The organism is Amycolatopsis sp. NPDC049253, from assembly GCF_040678995.1.
Classification (GTDB): domain Bacteria; phylum Actinomycetota; class Actinomycetes; order Mycobacteriales; family Pseudonocardiaceae; genus Amycolatopsis.
Genome location: NZ_JBFAQX010000008.1, coordinates 130,586 through 145,798, shown reverse-complemented (window position 1 = coordinate 145,798; position 15,213 = coordinate 130,586). Strand labels below are relative to the sequence as shown.

General features: G+C 71.8%; 16 protein-coding genes. 4 read left to right on the top strand and 12 right to left on the bottom strand.

Going from position 1 to position 15,213, the window contains the following annotated elements; genetic code table 11:
• Positions 1-4: 4 nt before the first annotated feature.
• The 11 genes from AB0K15_RS20365 to AB0K15_RS20315 all read right to left on the bottom strand — a co-directional run bounded on the left by AB0K15_RS20365 (position 5) and on the right by AB0K15_RS20315 (position 10,284).
• On the bottom strand, positions 5-724 hold the full coding sequence (locus AB0K15_RS20365; RefSeq protein WP_364052369.1) for a hypothetical protein: 720 nt from the start codon (positions 722-724) through the stop codon (positions 5-7).
• 1,045 nt (positions 725-1,769) lie between these two features.
• Complete coding sequence (locus AB0K15_RS20360) at positions 1,770-2,618, bottom strand: DivIVA domain-containing protein (RefSeq protein WP_364052366.1); 849 nt, start codon at positions 2,616-2,618, stop codon at positions 1,770-1,772.
• Positions 2,619-2,670: 52 nt separating this feature from the next.
• Positions 2,671-2,946 (bottom strand): YggT family protein, encoded by a 276-nt coding sequence (locus AB0K15_RS20355; RefSeq protein ID WP_091616814.1) that lies wholly within the window; start codon positions 2,944-2,946, stop codon positions 2,671-2,673.
• A 126-nt stretch (positions 2,947-3,072) separates the two neighbouring features.
• Positions 3,073-3,669: a cell division protein SepF gene (gene sepF / locus AB0K15_RS20350; protein WP_364052363.1), complete on the bottom strand. Its 597-nt coding sequence runs from the start codon at positions 3,667-3,669 to the stop codon at positions 3,073-3,075.
• Between the two features lie 80 nt (positions 3,670-3,749).
• Positions 3,750-4,508, bottom strand: a complete 759-nt coding sequence (locus tag AB0K15_RS20345; protein ID WP_364052360.1) for a YggS family pyridoxal phosphate-dependent enzyme — start codon at positions 4,506-4,508, stop codon at positions 3,750-3,752.
• Positions 4,505-5,212 carry a peptidoglycan editing factor PgeF gene (gene pgeF / locus AB0K15_RS20340; protein WP_354869816.1) on the bottom strand — a complete coding sequence of 236 codons (708 nt, stop codon included), beginning with the start codon at positions 5,210-5,212 and terminating at the stop codon, positions 4,505-4,507. Before pgeF ends, AB0K15_RS20345 begins: the two co-directional genes overlap by 4 nt.
• Before the next feature lie 75 nt (positions 5,213-5,287).
• Positions 5,288-6,589 (bottom strand): cell division protein FtsZ, encoded by a 1,302-nt coding sequence (ftsZ, locus tag AB0K15_RS20335; protein WP_364052357.1) that lies wholly within the window; start codon positions 6,587-6,589, stop codon positions 5,288-5,290.
• 318 nt (positions 6,590-6,907) lie between these two features.
• Positions 6,908-7,672 carry an anti-sigma factor gene (locus AB0K15_RS20330; RefSeq protein ID WP_364052354.1) on the bottom strand — a complete coding sequence of 255 codons (765 nt, stop codon included), beginning with the start codon at positions 7,670-7,672 and terminating at the stop codon, positions 6,908-6,910.
• Positions 7,669-8,277, bottom strand: a complete 609-nt coding sequence (gene sigK, locus AB0K15_RS20325; RefSeq protein WP_364052351.1) for an ECF RNA polymerase sigma factor SigK — start codon at positions 8,275-8,277, stop codon at positions 7,669-7,671. Before sigK ends, AB0K15_RS20330 begins: the two co-directional genes overlap by 4 nt.
• Positions 8,270-9,004 (bottom strand): DUF1365 domain-containing protein, encoded by a 735-nt coding sequence (locus AB0K15_RS20320; RefSeq protein WP_364052929.1) that lies wholly within the window; start codon positions 9,002-9,004, stop codon positions 8,270-8,272. The genes sigK and AB0K15_RS20320 overlap by 8 nt, the downstream gene beginning before the upstream one ends.
• Positions 8,998-10,284 (bottom strand): FAD-dependent oxidoreductase, encoded by a 1,287-nt coding sequence (locus AB0K15_RS20315; RefSeq protein WP_364052348.1) that lies wholly within the window; start codon positions 10,282-10,284, stop codon positions 8,998-9,000. The genes AB0K15_RS20320 and AB0K15_RS20315 overlap by 7 nt, the downstream gene beginning before the upstream one ends.
• 82 nt (positions 10,285-10,366) lie before the next feature.
• Between AB0K15_RS20315 and AB0K15_RS20310 the strand changes: the two genes are divergently transcribed.
• Positions 10,367-11,653 carry a cyclopropane-fatty-acyl-phospholipid synthase family protein gene (locus tag AB0K15_RS20310; RefSeq protein WP_364052345.1) on the top strand — a complete coding sequence of 429 codons (1,287 nt, stop codon included), beginning with the start codon at positions 10,367-10,369 and terminating at the stop codon, positions 11,651-11,653.
• Positions 11,653-12,438 carry a DUF1295 domain-containing protein gene (locus AB0K15_RS20305; RefSeq protein WP_364052926.1) on the top strand — a complete coding sequence of 262 codons (786 nt, stop codon included), beginning with the start codon at positions 11,653-11,655 and terminating at the stop codon, positions 12,436-12,438. The genes AB0K15_RS20310 and AB0K15_RS20305 overlap by 1 nt, the downstream gene beginning before the upstream one ends.
• Here AB0K15_RS20305 and AB0K15_RS20300 read toward each other — a convergent pair.
• Entirely contained in the window at positions 12,425-12,934 is a 510-nt protein-coding gene (locus AB0K15_RS20300; RefSeq protein ID WP_364052342.1) for a DinB family protein, read from the bottom strand. The genes AB0K15_RS20305 and AB0K15_RS20300 overlap by 14 nt on opposite strands.
• Before the next feature lie 135 nt (positions 12,935-13,069).
• Between AB0K15_RS20300 and AB0K15_RS20295 the strand changes: the two genes are divergently transcribed.
• Positions 13,070-13,504: an OsmC family peroxiredoxin gene (locus AB0K15_RS20295; protein WP_364052339.1), complete on the top strand. Its 435-nt coding sequence runs from the start codon at positions 13,070-13,072 to the stop codon at positions 13,502-13,504.
• Between the two features lie 486 nt (positions 13,505-13,990).
• Positions 13,991-15,199 (top strand): MFS transporter, encoded by a 1,209-nt coding sequence (locus AB0K15_RS20290; protein WP_364052336.1) that lies wholly within the window; start codon positions 13,991-13,993, stop codon positions 15,197-15,199.
• The last annotated feature ends 14 nt before the right edge of the window (positions 15,200-15,213 follow it).

Sequence of the window (15,213 nt, the reverse complement as noted above, 5' to 3'; positions counted from 1 at the left end):
CTCGTCAGCGGTGCGCGGCGGCGAGGACGGCGTCGGGGCCGCAGCGCGCGCACGGGGTGAAGCCGAGCTGGCGCGCCTCGCCGACGCCGATGGGGATGGTGTCGCGGCCGGAGAGCCAGGGGCAGTCGACGAGGTGGTAGCGGGGGTACTCGTCGACCACCACGACCTCGTCCTCGAGCTCCTTGATGACCGCGAGGTCCTCCGCGCTCGTGGCTTCCTCGGCGGGCGGGGTTTCGCGGACGGGCGGCGCCGTTTCGGTGGCGGCTGCGGTCGCGGTTGGGGCGGTTTCGGCCGTCGCCACGTTGGCGGTCGCGGCCGTCTCGCTGGTCGCGGTCTCGGTGGCGGCGGGGGTGTCCGCGGCGGCTTCGGCCGGCTGAGGCGCGGGCGCGGTTTCGGACTCCGCCTCGGGTGCCGCCTCGATCACGGGCTCGGGCACGTCCGCCGGATTGCCGAGCTCACCCCTCGAAGGCAGCAGCGCCGTCTGCTCGGCATCGAAGTTCTCGGCCTCGGCGCCCTTCTCGCCCGCTCCGGCGTCCTCGACGGCAGGCTCGGCCCCACCCGGCTCGGCGCGGTTGCGCCGCCGCAGCCAGTCCACGAGCAGGATCAGCCCGGCGAGCACCGACAAGCCGATCGAGACCCACGCCCACAGTGAGCTAGCCGTGATGAGCGCCGTGACGAGCAGCGCGAGCGCCGCCAGCACCAGAACGAGGACGATGTAGAGCACGCTGAATTACAGCACGCGAAACCCGGATCCCGGGTCACGACCCGCCCACGCCCGGTACCGCACCGGCTGCATACCGTGGCGACCCCGCCACCGCGCCGACCCCCAAGATCCACACCACCCCCGGCAATGGCCACCCGCCACCCAGTCGCCAGGCGGTCGATCACTGCGCCGAACCGCACAAACCACCGAACCCCGACACCACGGACGCACCGGGCGGGCCCGCTTCCGCCGGGTCGATCCACCGAACAAAACGGCAGCGATCCGGACTCGCCCGGCAGTCGATGACCGGCGCGGTGGAACCGCTGTCGCCGAGCCCGGGCGTCTCCGCCGGGTCGGGCACGTGAGAGATGCCGGCCGCGACCCCCTTCGGCGCGCCCTGCCCGACCGCGACGCCGCATCTCTCGCACGTCGGCCCAGTCGAAGACCGCCGGCTGTATGCCACGGCGCTCGTCAAACCGACACGCTCCCGCCGAGCCGACGCTCGCGATCCGGCGGCGACGCCACCAGAGTCGGGTGCACCGCCCGAGCCAGGAAACCCGGCCACTGAGCCTGGCCGCGTTCGGCGAGCTACGACTCTTGGGCATCGGGAGCGTCGGGCGGGAGGCTCAGGTCACGGAAACTCGATCCAGACCCCGGGTGCGTCGGGCACCGCCAAAACCGACCGAGTGCACCCTAGGCTCGCAGAGTGCTAGCAAGCCGCCGCGCTCCGTGCGCACCGCCGTGAAGCGAGAAGGGAAAATCGCCAGGCCACCCGGACAAAACTGGTGATCAAGGTCAGCCCGAACGGGCAGTTTCCCGGCCCGAAAGCCCACCCCGGAATTCACCCCCGCGACATTCCGTGCGCATTCCATCACCGAATGCGCAGGGGCATTCCGAGCCTGCGAAAACGCCGATCACGAATTGCCACTGCCCGGCTACCGAAAATGCGGAAACCGCAGGAAGACCGGCCCGTCGAAGCGCATGACGAAGCCCCGCCGGATCCCGGGTGAGCGGGATCCGGCGGGGCGTCAGCCAAGTCGGAGACTCAGGCGGGCGAAGGAGAACCTCAGCCGGCTTCGGCGCGGGGGCCGAAGGAGTAGCCCTGGCCGCTGCTGGAGCCGGAGGACTGGCCCGAGTTCGACGACGCCGAGGCCGGGGCCGCGGAGCCGCGATCGTCGAGTTCGCGCAGCTGGGACTCGAGGAAGCCGCGGAGGCGAGTGCGGTACTCGCGCTCGATGGTGCGCAGCTCTTCGATCTTCTTGCCCAGCGAACCCTTCTCGGCGTTCAGGTTGTTCATCGTCTCGGTGTACTTGCGCTGCGACTCGCGTTCCATGGTGGTCGCCTTGTCGCGCGCCTGGCGCTCGAGCGTCTCGGCGCGCGTGCGCGCGTCGTTCAGCATGGTCTCGGCGCGGGTGCGCGCCTCGTTGACCATCGAGTCGGACTTCGCCCTGGCGTCGGAAAGCAGCTGCTCGGACTTGGTCCGCGCCTCCGCCAGCATGCCGTCGGACTCGGTCTTCGCCTCGGCGGTGAGCCGGTCAGCCATCTCCTGGGCGAGGCCGAGGACCTTGGCGGCCTGCACGTTCGGCTCACCACTGTCGCCGACCATCGAGTGCGCCTGCGTCTGCTCCATCGCCGAGGCCGGCGGCGGCACGGGCGCCAGGCGGCGGGACGGCTCGTCCCGCACCGGCGGAGGACCGCTCACCTTCGCGTTCTCGAGCTCGCTGCGGGTCGACTCCAGCTCGTTGTCGAGCTGTTCGACCTGCTGACGCAGCTCGTTGTTGTCCTCGATCAACCGGGCAAGCTCGGTCTCCACCAGGTCGAGGAACGCGTCCACCTCGTCCTCGTTGTAGCCCCTCTTGCCGATGGGCGGCTTGCTGAACGCGACGTTATGCACGTCAGCGGGGGTCAACGACATCAGATCACCTCACGCACTCCATGGCCTGCAGGGTCCACCCAAGTTTCCCCGATCACCTGGGAGTTGCCAGTTGCATCGCGAAGAACACAACCAACAGCAGCACCATAATCGATAAGTCCAGTCCCATCCCGCCGATCCGAACCATCGGGATCATTCGCCTGAACAGACGAACCGGCGGGTCGGTCACTGTGTAGATGGTCTCGAGCGTGACCGCAACCCCTCCGGCGGGACGCCACTCTCGTGCGAAGGTCCGCACGAGCTCGATCACGATACGCGCCGTCAACAGAAGCCAGAAGGCGAACAGCACGTACCAGACCACCAGCCACACAGCATTCACTCGACCACTCTAGCGGGGGACGCCGGGGGAAGTCGCAGCCAGCGGCCCCGGCGTGGCGCCGAGTCGACAAAATCACGTCTGGCTGCGCCCAGCGGTCCGCCGGACTTCAGCCGCACTTCAGCCGCGCAGGAAAAGTCCGCCCTCGGCGATCCGCCGGCGATCCTCCGCCGTCACGTCCACATCCGGCGGTGAGAGAAGGAACACCTTGTTGGTGACCTTGTCCATCGACCCCCGGAGCGCGAACGCGAGCCCCGCGGCGAAGTCGACGAGCCGCTTGGCGTCCGCGTTCTCCATCTCCGTGAGGTTGATGATCACGGGGATGCCCTCGCGGTAGTGCTCGCCGATCGCACGCGCCTCGACGTAGCTCGTCGGGTGCAACGTGGTGATGCGGCTCAACGGATCGCGGACGGGCGCGCGCACGGGCTCGGTGACCGGCCGCAGCCGGGCGACGGGCTCGGGCTGGCGGTCCACGGCGAGAGCGCCGTGCGTGGTCGGTTCCGCAGCGGTGACCGACCGTGACCGGGCCCGCGGGGCGGGCTCGTCGTACGTGTCATCGGCCTCGCGGTACCGTGAGCGCGATCGCGCCGGTGGCTCGTCGTAGGAGTCGTACTCGTCGTCGTAGTCACGTCGGTAGTCCTCGTCCTCGACCTCGTAGCCGTCCTCGTCCGCGGGCACCATCCCGAAGTAGGCCTTCAGCTTCTGCAGCGCGCTCATGCCTCTCCCTAGCCCTAACCGCTCCCGCACCGTGCTACCCCACCCGACCGATCACGAAACGTGACGGCCACGCGGACTCCCTACGGCGAGGCTAAACCGCGCCCACCGAGCAGCGCGGTTCCGACACGCACACACGTCGAGCCGTGCGTGATCGCCTGTTCGAGATCATGGCTCATCCCGGCGGAGACTTCTGCGGCATTCGGGTGATCTTTGCGAAGTCGCTCCGACACCTGGGCAAGCAGGGCAAAGGCCCTGCCCGGATCCGCTTCCCGGGGTGCGACGGCCATCACGCCACGCAACCTGAGCTCACCCACGTGAGTGATGTGCTCGGCCAGCGCCGCGACGTCGGGCGGGGGCGTGCCACCCCGCGCCGGGTCGCCGTCGAGGCTCACCTGGATCAGCACGTCGAGCGGATCGGACCGCTCCCCCGCCTCGCGCGCGGTGCCGGCCGCGCGGCCCAGCGCGTCGGCCAAGCGCGCCGAGTCGACCGACTGGACTTCCGCCGCCCAGCGCACGACCGAGCGCGCCTTGTTGCGCTGGAGGCTGCCGACCATGTGCCAGCGCGGCGCGGCGTCCGGGCGCAGCCGCCCGACCTCCGCGGCCTTCGGACCGGCCTCCTGGTCGCGGTTCTCGGCCAGGTGGCGCAGCCCCAGATCCACGAGGAGCGCCGCGTCGGACGCCGGGAAGGTCTTGGTCACCCCGAGCAACCGGACCTCGTCACGCGCCCGTCCGGCGGCCGCGCAGGCCGCGGCGATCCGGTCCTCGATCGCGGCCAGCGAGGCCGCCAGCTCTTCGCGGCGCGCGGCGCTCTCGGCACTCGTCACGCCGCCTGAGCTCACGCCGCCTCCAGCCACGTGATCCCGGCGATCCGGCCGGTGGTCCCGTCGCGCCGGTAGCTGAAGAGCGTCTTGTCCTCCGCCGTGCACCGCGGATCCACGCCGATGCGCCCGACGCCGAGCCCGGCCAGCTGACGCCACAGCCCGGCGCGCAGGTCGAGCCCCGCCGTGCCCTGGCGGGTCTTGCAGGCGCTGCCGGGCACGTGCTTCTCGACGTCGGCCGCCATGTCGGCGGGCACCTCGTAACACGCGCCGCAGATCGCCGGGCCGAGCAGCGCCTCGATGCGGGCCGGTTCGGCGCCGAGGCCGCGCATGGCCTCCACCGCCGCCGGGACCACCCCGATGCGCGCGCCCACGCGCCCGGCGTGCACCGCCGCGACCACGCCCGCCTCGGGGTCGGCCAGCAGCAGCGGCACGCAGTCGGCGACGAGGACCACGAGCGCGACACCCGGCTTGTCCGTCACCAGCGCGTCGGTGGCCTCGGCCGCCCGGGTCTCGGTGCCGTCCACCACGGTCGCCGTGCGGCCGTGCACCTGCTCCATCCACGCCAGCCGCTCCTCCGCGAGGCCGAGCTCGGAAGCCAGCCGCTTGCGGTTCGCGAAGACGTTGCCCTCTTCGTCCCCGACGTGGTCGCCGAGGTTGAAGCTGTCGTACGGCGGCCGGGAAGCCCCGCCCGCCCTGGTCGTCACGACTCGTCGTACTCGCACCCCGCCATCCTTCCAAAACACGCCGAAGGCCACCTCGACGGCGGGTCGAGGTGGCCTTCGTGGTGAACGGGTTCCCTACCGGCGCATGAACGGCGGCACGTCGACCTCGTCGTCCGACGGGTCGTCGTGCACCGTGGCCGGACGGCTCGGCAGGCTGCCGGACGTGGGCCCGGAGCCGATCGGCGAGTAGCCGCGAGAGCCGCCGCCCGGCTGGGGCAGCCCGCCCGGCGGGGTGCCGGGCTGCGGCAGCGGCGGCTGGGTGCGCGGCGGCGCCACCGGGTAGCCGGAGCTGCTCGCCGGCGGCACCGGCGTGGCGCCACCCGACGGCGCGGGCGCCTGCGAGCCGCCCACGTGCCCGGCCGCGGCCGACGCCGTGGTGCCGCCCGAGCGTGAGCCGAACGCCGGCGGGTCGAGCTTCTTGTGCGTGGGCGCGCCGGCGTCGAAGCCGGCCGCGATCACCGTGACGCGGACCTCGTCGCCGAGGGAGTCGTCGATGATCGTGCCGAAGATGATGTTGGCGTCGGGGTGCGCCGACTCCTGCACCAGCGACGCGGCCTCGTTGATCTCGAACAGGCCCAGGTCGGAGCCGCCCGCGATCGACAGCAGCGCGCCGTGGGCGCCGTCCATCGACGCCTCGAGCAGCGGCGAGTTGATCGCCTTCTCCGCCGCCTGGATGGCGCGGCCCTCGCCGCGCGCCGAGCCGATGCCCATGAGCGCGGACCCCGCGCCGGACATCACGCTCTTCACGTCGGCGAAGTCGAGGTTGATCAGACCGGGCGTGGTGATCAGATCGGTGATGCCCTGGACACCGGACAGCAGCACCTCGTCGGCGGAGCGGAACGCGTCCATGAGGGACACGCCGATGTCGCCGAGCTGCAGCAGCCGGTCGTTCGGGATCACGATCAGCGTGTCGCACTCGTTGCGCAGCGACTGGATCCCGTCCTCGGCCTGCTTGCCGCGGCGCTTGCCCTCGAAGGTGAACGGGCGGGTCACCACGCCGATGGTCAGCGCGCCCAGCTTGCGGGCGATCTGCGCGACCACGGGGGCGCCACCGGTGCCGGTGCCACCGCCCTCGCCGGCGGTCACGAACACCATGTCGGCGCCCTTGATGACCTCTTCGATCTCCTCGCGGTGGTCCTCGGCGGCCTTCTGCCCCACCTCGGGGGCGGCGCCGGCACCGAGACCGCGGGTCAGTTCCCGGCCGATGTCGAGCTTGACGTCGGCGTCGGACATGAGCAGTGCTTGCGCGTCGGTGTTCACCGCGATGAACTCGACACCCTTGAGGCCGACCTCGATCATCCGGTTCACGGCGTTCACGCCGCCGCCGCCGATGCCGACGACCTTGATCACCGCAAGGTAGTTGTGCGGGGGCGTCATCGTGGCCGCCTTCCTGATCGTGATGTGCTCGTGCTGCCCACCGGGGCCGCAACCCTGACCCTCAACCCGAGAATGAGAGTTATGTCAACCACCGGCGTTAGAGCAGGACGGTAGGCACCGGGCAGGCTCTAATCCAGTAGCCACGCCGTGTGCGGCAAAGGTGTTTTGCCACAACGCGAACGAGCGCGCAAGGCCGGGAACCCGATCTCCCCATGATCCACCCGTCTGCTATGGCGCCGGAGAAACACGGAATCGGCGGCACCAGCGGGAAACCGGTACCGCCGCTCCCGGCCGTGTCACCGCAGCGTCAGCGCCCGATCAGGCGGGCATCGACATCACGAGAACCACGTCGTCCGAAGGCTTTCCGGTCGGTGAGCCGCCGGCCTGCTCGACGCTGATCGCGAACTGGTCCGCACCGGCCAGCCCGTCGGCCACCACCAGCGACCCCGCGGGTCCGCCCGGCAGCAGGCCGGCCGGGCGCGGCGCGAGGTTCGGCCCCATCAGCCACGCCTGGTAGACGTGCCCCGCGGGATAGGGCGGCAGGTCCGACTCCATGAACATCATGCGGTCGAGCCGCTTCGACACCACCACCGTGCCCCCGCCCCCGCCGGGCGCGGTGCCGTGGATCGCCTGCGCGTCCGGTGCGGCCAGGATCTCCGCGACGGGCTGGTAGCGCACGCGCGCCTGGTCCAGCTGCGACTGCGCCGCGTCGAGGCGCCCCTGCGTGGTCGCGGCGAGCCCGCCGAACACGCCGGCGAGCGCGAGGCCCACCACCGCGGCCGCCGTGGCCAGGATCAGCGGCCAGCGGCGCCGCCCGCGCGAACGCTCCCCCGGTTCGGGCCCGGACAACGGCGGCAGCTGCGGCGTCGAGCGCATCTCGGCGAGCACGCGCTGCTTCAGCGACGCGGGCGGCTCCTCGGCCATCGCCGCGCCGAGCCGGCCCGCGGTGGCCCGCAGCTCGCGGACCTCCTGCGCGCAGGCCTCACACTGCTCGAGGTGCCGGCGGAACAGGGCGCGCTCGGTGTCCGACAGCGCGTCGAGCGCGTACGCACCGGTCAACGTGTGCATCTCCGGCGAGTTCACGCGGTCACCCCCAGGCAGTCGCGCAACCGGATCAGCCCGTCGCGCACCCTCGTTTTGATCGTCCCCTGCGGAGTCGCCAGCACGTCGGCGACCTCGCGGTAGGTGTAGCCCTGGTAGTACGCCAGGAGCACCGACTCGCGCTGCAGCTCCGTGAGCGACTTGAGGCAGCGGCGCACCTGCGAACGCTCCAGCCGGGCGGTGACCGACTCGGCCACCTCGTCGAACGGCCGGCCGCGCGCGGCCTCGAACGTCGCCTTCTGCTCGCGTTCGGTGCCGGCCCGCGCGGAGCGCACCCGGTCGACGGCGCGGCGGTGCGCCAGCGTCATCGCCCAATTGAGCGCGCTGCCCTTCTCGGGCGAGTAGCGCGTGGCGGTCTTCCAGAGCTCGACGAGCACCTCCTGCGTCACCTCCTCCGACTGGGCCGAGTCGCGCACGATCCGCCGCACGAGGCCGAAGACCGGTCCCGCGAGCTGGTCGTAGAGCAGCTCGAACGCCCGCTCGTCGCCCTTGGCGACCTGGGCCATGAGGTCCTCGGCGGTGGGCGCCGCGTGGTCGGCGCCCACCGGCACGGCCGCGACCGGGCGCGGGCGGGCGGTCTCATCCATGGAGCGCTCCTGACGAGTTCTGCGGGGTCCGGGTGGCCACGGGGGCCTTGCGCAGCCACAACGCGACGCCGTGGCGGCGAATCAGCGCGGCCACGCGCTGCGGCTGCAGGGGCCGGCCCAGCACGAGCCGCGCGAGCGAACGCGCGCCGGCCGGCCTGCGGACTCCTCGCAGCGTAGCGAGCAACGGCGTCTTCGCGCCCTGGTGCAGCGCGACGGTGAGGTCGAGCAGTGCGCCGGGCCGCGGCAGGCGCATGCGGTACTCCCCCGTCATCTCCTGGAACGGCGACACGTAGAACTCCTTCTTCGCGCGGGATTCACCTGCCGCGTCGGGGCGCAGCAGGTACGCGTGCCGCCCGCCGTAGGTGTTGTGGACTTCCGCGACGACGCACTCGAGCGCGCCGTCCGGCGTGTGGCACCAGTAGACGGTGATCGGGTTGAACACGTACCCCAGCACGCGCGCCGACGCGAGCATCGTCACCGGCCCGCCGCGCAGGTCCACCCCGCGGCAGGCCAGCCAGCGGTCCAGTTTGGACCGGATGTCGCCCGCGTCGCCGGGCTCGAAGTGGTCGCGGCCGTCGAAGGTCGCGAAGGGCCGCAGCCACCACGGCAGCCGCGGCGGCGAGTCGAGGTCGGTGAGCCACAGGTACAGCCGGTGCACGAACGCGTGCGGCGGGTCGGCGCGGCGCACGTGGCCGACCGTGGCGTCGTACAGCGCGGCGGTCACCAGCCCACCCCGAAGCTCGCGGCCGCGCGGACGCCCGACGAGCAGCCGTCCTCGTGGAACCCCCAGCCGTGGTAGGCGCCGGCGTAGGCGACGACCCCGTCGTTCAACGCGGCGAGCTTCCGTTGCGCGGCAACCGATTCCGGCGTGTAGACGGGATGTTCGTACGTCATCTTCGCGACGACGGACGACACCTCGGGCTCGTCACGCGGGTTGAGCGTGACGACGTAGCCGGTGGGTTCGTCGAGGCGCATCAGGCGGTTCATGTCGTAGCTCACCTGCACGGCGTCGCTGCCGGCGCCGCACACGGGCGTGCGGTAGTTCCAGCCGGACCGCGCGGCCTGGGCCGCCGGCAGCACGCTCGTGTCGGTGTGCAGCCACGCGTCGTTGCGGGAATAGCGGAACGCGCCGAGCACCTCGCGCTCTGCGGGCGTCGGGTCGGCGAGCAGCCGCAGTGCCTGGTCGGCGTGGGTGGCGACCACGACCCGGTCGACGCGGTGGCGGGTGTCGGCGTCGTCGCGGATCTCGATGCCGTGCGCGGTCCGCCGCACCGAGCGCACCGGGGTGGACAGGTGCACGGCGGTGAGCTGCTTCGCGGCCAGCTCCACGTACTCGCGCGAGCCGCCCTCGACCGTCCGCCACGTCGGCGAGTTCTTCACCGTGAGCATCCCGTGGTTGCGCAGGAACTCGAACAGGTAGCGCGCCGGGTACTTCAGCGTGTCGGTGCGGTCGGCCGACCAGACGGTGGACACGAGCGGCAGCACGAAGTGGTCCACGAAGTAGCGCGAGTACCCGCCGATCGCGAGGAACGCGCCGAGGCCCACGTCGCCGGCGTCCTCGCGCTGCAGCAGCCGCGCCGCGTGCCGGTGGAAGCGCTTGACCTCGGCGAGCATGCGCAGGTAGCGGTGGTCGGTGGCGTTGCGCCGCTGCGCGAACAGGCCGCGCACGCCCTTGGCGCCGGCGTACTCGAGGCCGCAGCCGTCGCAGCGGATGCTCATCGACATCTCGGTCTCGCGGGTGCGCACGCCGAGCTCGCCGAACAGGCGCAGCAGCGTCGGGTAGGTGCGTTCGTTGTGGACGATGAAGCCGGAATCCACGCCGATCGTGCCGCCGTGGGCGCTGGGCACGTCGTGGGTGTGGGCGTGCCCGCCGAGCCGAGGGTCGGCTTCGAACAGCAGCACCTCGTGGCTGCGCTGCAGCAGGTACGCGGCGGTGAGGCCGGCGACCCCGCTGCCGATGACAGCGATGCGGTGTCGGTGGGGGTGGTGTCCCGTGGTCTGGTGCACGGGAGGGATTCGGGACCGGTGCCGCTGTGGATTGGTGGGAATCGGGACCCATCCGCGCGGCCGGGGGCTCCGAATCCCGGGTATGCCGAACAGCACCGCGAACCGCTTGGCCACCTTTGTCGAACGCCTCCTCGGCGCGCCGCTGCCGATCGCCGTCCGCACGTGGGACGGCGAGCGCGTGGGCCCCGAGGGCCCGACCGTCGTCCTGAAGAACCGCCGCGCGCTGCGCCGGCTGCTCTACGCACCGGGCGAGCTGGGCCTGGCGCGCGCGTACGTGTCGGGCGACCTCGACGTGGAAGGAGACCTCGCCGAGGGGTTCCGGCGGATCTGGGCGTCGACCCGCTCGGGCGAGCTGAGGAGGGTACAGCTCGCCCCGCGGGACTGGGCGGGCGCGGCCGGGCTCGCCGCGCGCCTGGGCGTGCTGGGCCTGCCGCCGAAACCGCCCGCGGAGGAGGCGAGGCTGACCGGCGTGCTGCACAGCCTGCGGCGCGACCGGTCGGCCATCGCCCACCACTACGACCTGTCCAACGCCTTCTACCAGCTGCTGCTCGACGACTCGATGAGCTACTCGTCGGCATACTGGACGTCCGGAAACCCTCCTGCACCCGGCTACGGCCTCGCGCAGGCGCAGCACGACAAGCTGGAGCTGATCTGCCGCAAGCTGGGCCTGCGCCCCGGCATGCGGCTGCTCGACGTCGGCTGTGGCTGGGGTTCGCTGCTGGTGCACGCGGCCAAGCACCACGGTGTGCACGCGGTGGGCGTGACGCTCTCGGCCGAGCAGGTTCAGCACGTGCGGGGGCGCCTGGCCCAGCACGACCTCGAAGACCGCGTCGAGGTGCGGCAGCAGGACTACCGGGAGCTGACCGACGCGCCGTTCGACGCCGTCGCGTCCGTCGAGATGGGCGAGCACGTCGGCGAAGCGAACTATCCGACGTACACGAATACGCTGTTCCGCATGCTCAACCCGGCCGGGCGGCTCGTGCTGCAGCAGATGTCGCGCGGGCGCGCCGGCGACACAGCGCCCGGCGGCGGCGCGTTCATCGAGCGCTACATCGCGCCCGACATGACGATGCGGCCCCTGAGCCGCACGCTCGGCCACCTCGAGGAGGCCGGGTTCGAGATCCGCGACGTGCACGCGCTGCGCGAGCACTACGTGACGACCGTGCGGGAATGGGCCGAGACCCTGGAGTTCCACTGGGCCGAGGCCGTCGCGCTGGTCGGCGAGGCCGAGGCCCGCGTGTGGCGGCTGTACCTCGTGGGCGGCGCGCTCGCGTTCGAGGAAAACCGCATGGGCGTGGACCAGATCCTGGCCGTGCGGCCCACTGAAACCGGCGAAAGCGGGCTGCCGGCCACGCGGGAGTGGGCGTGATCGGCCTCGGTCCGCTCGTCGCGATCACCGCCGGCGTGGTGCTGGTGGCGGTGACGGTGACGTTCGGGATCGCCCGGCTGCGCGGCCGCTACGACACCATCGACACGTTCTGGGGACTCGGTTTCGCCCTGGTCGCCGTGGTCGCGTTCCCGCTGGGCAGCGGACCGCTCGTGCTGCGGCTGGTCACGGCCGCGCTCACGGTCGGGTGGGGCGTGCGGCTCGCCGTCCACCTGCACCTGCGCAACCGCGGCGGCGGCGAGGACCCGCGCTACCAGCGGATGGTCGAACGCGCCGGCGACAACCCGGGCGCGCGGATCTTCGTCCGCGTCTACCTCGTGCAGGCCGTGATCCTGTGGTTCGTCTCGCTGCCGGTGCAGTTCGCGATGTACGGCACCGGCCTCGGCGTGCTCGGCTGGATCGGCGTGGCGGTATGGGTGCTCGGCTTCACCTTCGAGTCCGTCGGCGACGCCCAGCTGAGCCGGTTCCGCGCGGACCCCGGCAACCGTGGCAAGGTGCTCGACACCGGGTTGTGGCGCTACACGCGGCACCCGAACTACTTCGGCGACGCCTGCGTCTGGTGGGGTCTGTACCTGCTGGCGTGCTCGACGTGGCCCGGCGCGGCGACGATCCTCTCGCCGATCGCCATGACCTTCACGCTCGCGCGCGGCACCGGGAAACCGATGCTGGAGAAGAGCATGGCGCGCACGCGGCCCGGCTACGCGGCGTATGTGGAGCGCACCAGCGGGTTCGTGCCGTTGCCGCCGAAGAAGCTCACTCGCCGGTGAGCCCGTCGGTCAGCTCGCGCAGCAGGTCGAGGTGGCCGAGGTGGCGAGCGGTCTCCTCGATCATGTGCGTCACGACCCAGCGCACGTTCAGCTGCCGGTCGCCTTTGTGGAGCACGGTGTCGGTGAACTCGCGCGCCGCCACCACCTCGCGGCAGCGCACGACCTCAGCTTCGTAGCCGGCGACGAGCTGCTCGATCGGGGTCGTCAGCGCGGCGCGGAACTCGGCGTCGCGGTCGAGCTCCAGGGTCGCTTCCCACTCGTCGGGCTGGCCGTCGAGCACCACGCGGAACCAGTAGTTCTCCACGAGCGTGAGGTGCCCGAGCAGCCCGGCGATGGTGGTCAGCTCGCTGGGCAGGTGGCGGCGGCGGGCCTGCTCGTCGGTGAGCCCGCCGCACTTCCACACGACGCTCGCGCGCAGGAAGTCGAGGAAACCGGTGAGCTGGGTGCGCTCGTCGGCGTCCATCGGCGGGTCGGGGCGTTCCGGTGGTGTGGTCACGAGGTGCAGCCTTCCGCACCGGGCAATCTTTTTTCGCCATGTAGGTTGCGCGCAATCTGATTGTGCACTACATTCATCACCAGACGAACCCCAGCGATCCCCCACTCCGGGGGATCCGGCACCGAGGAGGCAGTTGTGCCCAGCCGCGACGCGACGACCCACTGGACCGGCGGACTTCAGCAGGGCAAGGGCGAGGTCACGCTCGACTCGTCCAACGCCGGCACGTTCAACGTGTCGTTCCCCACCCGCGCGGGCAACCCCGACGGCCAGACCAGCCCCGAAGAGCTCATCGCCGCCGCGCACTCCTCGTGCCTCGCGATGAACCTCTCGGGCGTGCTGGAGTCGCAGAAGCTCGAGGCGGAGTCCATCGACGTCTCCGCCGAGGTCACGCTCGGCCCGGCCCAGGGCGGCGGCTTCGAGATCAGCGGCATCGCCATCACCCTGCGCGCGAAGCTCGACGGCGTGACGCCGGAGCAGTTCGCGGAGCTGGCCGAGACCGCCGAGAAGACCTGCCCGGTCTCCAAGGCCCTCGCCGGCACCACGATCACCATGGACGCGGCGCTCGCCTGATTCACCCCGCGGTGAAGGCCCCTCCAGCTGGAGGGGCCTTCACCGTTTCGCCCGGTCCACGAGGGCGTGCCGGCCTGCTTCAGACCAAAACGGCCGCTCTTCGCGATCGTCTTCGGAAGGACCCCGGACGCCGTCGTGCAGACCGTCGGCGACTGGCCATCACCCCGCTCGCGGATGGCCGTAGCGGCCCCCAGGCCACCCTCGACTTCCGCGCCCGGCAGCCCGGCGCCGACTCACCGGCAGCGCCGCAGCCACCAGCGACTCGGATTCCTCACCCTCACCGCCACACCCGCGCACGGCCGCGGCGGCCGGCCCCGCCCGGACCACTGTCCACTGTGGCCGGAGCGGGCTCCGGGTAACCCGGACACGCCGGGCGGAAACCGGCGGCACGCAAGCGCTTCCGGGTCGTGCAGATCACCCCGGACGCCGGTTACCGGCTGTTAGACTGGGGAACCGGTTGTTCCGGTTGTCGAGAACGAGGTGCCCGTGGCCCAGCCCGAAGCCGAGACCACGTCCCCCACGGCGCCCCAGCAGGCGCCACCCTCGTGGCTCGTCCTGCTGCTCGCCGTCTCTTGTGGACTGACGGTCGCGAACCTCTACTACGCGCAGCCGCTGCTCAACGAGCTGCGGACCACGTTCGGCGTCGGCGAAGCCGCGGCCGGCGGTGTGGTCACCGCCACTCAGATCGGCTACGCGGCGGGCATGCTCCTGATCGTCCCGCTCGGCGACCGCGTGGAGAACCGCAGCCTGGTGTCACTGCTGCTGGCCATCGCGTGCGCCGGGCTCGTGGCCACCGGCCTCGCGCCGCAGTTCTCCGTGCTGCTGATCGCGTCGCTCATCGCCGGGTCGACGTCGGTGGTGGTGCAGATCCTGATCCCGCTCACGGCCGACCTCACGCCCGACGCCGTGCGCGGGCGCATCGTCGGGCGCGTGATGAGCGGCCTGCTGTTCGGCATCCTGCTCTCCCGTGTCGCCGCGAGCCTGCTCGCCGAGGTCACGACCTGGCGGGTCGTGTTCCTGATCTCGGCCGGGCTGATGGCGATCCTCGCCGTGGCACTGCGCTTCAGCCTGCCGCGCCGCGCGCCGAAGACGTCCGTCCACTATGGAGAGCTGCTGCGCTCGACGCTGCGGCTCGCCCGCGACCACCCGGCGCTGCGCCGCCGCGCGCTCTACCAGGCCGCGCTCTACTCGGTGTTCAGCGCCTTCTGGACCACGATCGCGTTCGTCCTCACCTCCGCGCCGTTCCACTACTCCCAGCTGGGCGTCGGGCTGTTCGCGCTCGTCGGCGCGGCCGGGGCCGCGATCGCGCCGCTCGCCGGGCGCTGGGCGGACCACGGCCACGGCCGCGTGGCCACCGGCGCCTCCTTCCTGCTGTGCGCGGCGGCGTTCGCCGTCGGCGGGTTCGGCGCGCACAGCGTGATCCTGCTCGCCGTGGCGGCGATTGCCCTCGACATGGCCGTGCAGACCACGATGGTGTCGGGCCAGCACGTGATCTACCAGCTCGACCCGAACGCCCGCGCCCGCGTGAACAGCATCTACCTGGCCACGTTCTTCGTGGGCGGGGCGCTCGGATCGGAGATCGGTTCGGTCCTCTACCACCTGGGCGGCTGGACGGCCGTGGCGGTGTTCGGCGCCGTCATCCCGCTGATCGCGCTGGCATGGTGGACGACCGAACGGCGCTCTGCCCACAACTGAGTGCCCACAACTGA